Here is a 2,046-nt window from a genome sequence, read left to right as displayed (position 1 = left end):
TGTCCTGGCTCCCAGTTTAATGCCCTTCGGGCTTGCTCTGCGAGCAATTAAACGGGACAGGCGGAAGCCAGGCCAAAAGGTAATCACTCCAGCACTCACTTTTTTCCGGCACTCATGAATGTCGGAAGAAAGTGAGTGCTGGATGGTAAATCCAGTCAGCGGCATCAGGCCGGTGGCTGATTATCCTATCCATCCTGTTAATCCTGTCTAAGTTTCTTGTTTTTTATGACAGGGTTTCAGGAGTAAGTCACTAAATGTCAATTTTTATTGGTAGAAAGAAAGAGATTCAATTCCTTGAGGATGAGTTCGCTCAGGACAGGGCCTCGCTGGTAATCCTTTATGGTCGCAGAAGGATAGGCAAAACCACCCTGATCAAACAATTCATTCAGGAAAAAAACGCTTTTTATTTTGTGGCTACAGAGGAATCAGAACGGGAAAACAGGAGAAACTTTCAACACGCAGTCTCGGATTTCACACATAACACCTTACTAAAAAAAGATGTCCTTCTGGAATGGGATGAAATCTTTTCCGTGCTTAATGAGCACCAGCCGGAAAAAAAGAAAATCATTGCCATTGATGAATTTCAATACCTGGGCAAGGCCCGGACATCTTTTCCTTCCATTTTCCAGAGAATCTGGGATCAGATGCTGGCCGGATCCAGGTCCATGGTCATCCTCTGCGGCTCTCTCGTGGGCATGATGGTGGAGCAGGCTCTCTCCTATTCCAGTCCCCTGTATGGAAGACGGACCGGACAGATCAGGCTGGATCAGATTTCATATCAGGATTATGGACTCTTTTTCAAACACCCTGAGCGCATCAACCTCATCGAGTACTATGCTGTGACCGGAGGGGTGCCCAGATATATTGAACTGTTTACACCAGCCACGGATATCTTCCAGGCCATAGAAAAAAATATTCTGTCCAGGCAGAGCTTTTTATTTGAAGAGCCGGTTTTTTTACTGGAAAAAGAATTCGGCGAAACTGGAACTTACTTTTCCCTGGTCAAAACCATTGCAGCCGGCAACAGAAAGCTGGGCAGGATCTCCTCTGCCCTGGGCATGAATCAGTCCGGGCTGACAAAATATCTCAAAACCCTGCAGGAACTGGATCTCATTGTCAGAGAAGTTCCCATCACTGAAAAGAACCCGGAAAAAAGCAAAAAGGGCCTGTATCGAATTACAGACAACTTCATCAGTTTCTGGTTCAGATTCGTCCATCCCTATAGAAGCTACCTGGAGATTGAGAACACTGAAGTAGTTATTAAAAAGATCAAAGATCAATTCAGGTCAAGTCATGTCAGTTGTGTGTACGAAGACATATGCAGGCAGTGGCTTATGCAGAAGGGGCTTGTCAAATCGCCGCATATTCAGCTGATCCAGGCTGGCAGATGGTGGGACAAGGATGTGGAGATAGATCTTCTGGGCGTCACTGAGAACCGGGAGCATGCGGTATTCGGTGAGTGCAAGTATACTGCCGCACCTGTGGATGCGGATGTTTACCGGCAATTGATGGAAAAGGCACAAAGCGTTTCTTTGCCGGACGGCTCTGAAAAACACTATGTTTTTTTCAGCCAGTCCGGATTTACCGAAGCCATGGTGGACCTGGCCCGAAGTCAGGACAATGTGCACCTGGCGTCCATTTCCTGAAGCAGGTTCCAAGGCACGAGTTTCACACCCCCGCAGCTACCCTGAAACTCAAGAGGATACGCCTGCAAAAAGTTTTTTGTCACGCTGACCACGCTAACCACGCGAAGCGCGTGGCAGGGCGCGTGACTGAATGCAGGACCCGGGCGGGAGTCAGGATCTTGCTTATGCTCTATGATCCGCATAAGATGTCCTGATGAAAGCGATAAACCCGGTAATTGAAGCCATTAGTCTGGGCAAGAGGTTCGGGCAGTTCACTGCCGTGGACGATGTGAGCTTTCAGGTGGAAGAGGGGGAGTTCTTCGGCCTCCTTGGTCCCAACGGCGCGGGCAAGACCTCTGTCATCAGGATGATGTACGGATTTTCTCCCTTGAGTTCTGGAAATATCAAGGTTTTCGGCCTG

General features: G+C 48.2%; 2 protein-coding genes. Both read left to right on the top strand.

The features are described 5' to 3' along the window. Positions 1-254: 254 nt before the first annotated feature. Positions 255-1,646, top strand: a complete 1,392-nt coding sequence (locus tag D5S03_RS09510; protein WP_287043694.1) for an ATP-binding protein — start codon at positions 255-257, stop codon at positions 1,644-1,646. Positions 1,647-1,839: 193 nt separating this feature from the next. After that, positions 1,840-2,046: ATP-binding cassette domain-containing protein (locus tag D5S03_RS09505; RefSeq protein ID WP_287043692.1), on the top strand; the 207-nt coding region annotated here is incomplete at its 3' end.

Origin of the sequence: Desulfonatronospira sp. MSAO_Bac3 (assembly GCF_003838035.1) — a bacterium.
Lineage (GTDB): Bacteria > Desulfobacterota > Desulfovibrionia > Desulfovibrionales > Desulfonatronovibrionaceae > Desulfonatronospira > Desulfonatronospira thiodismutans.
This window is presented reverse-complemented; position numbering and strand designations above follow the sequence as displayed.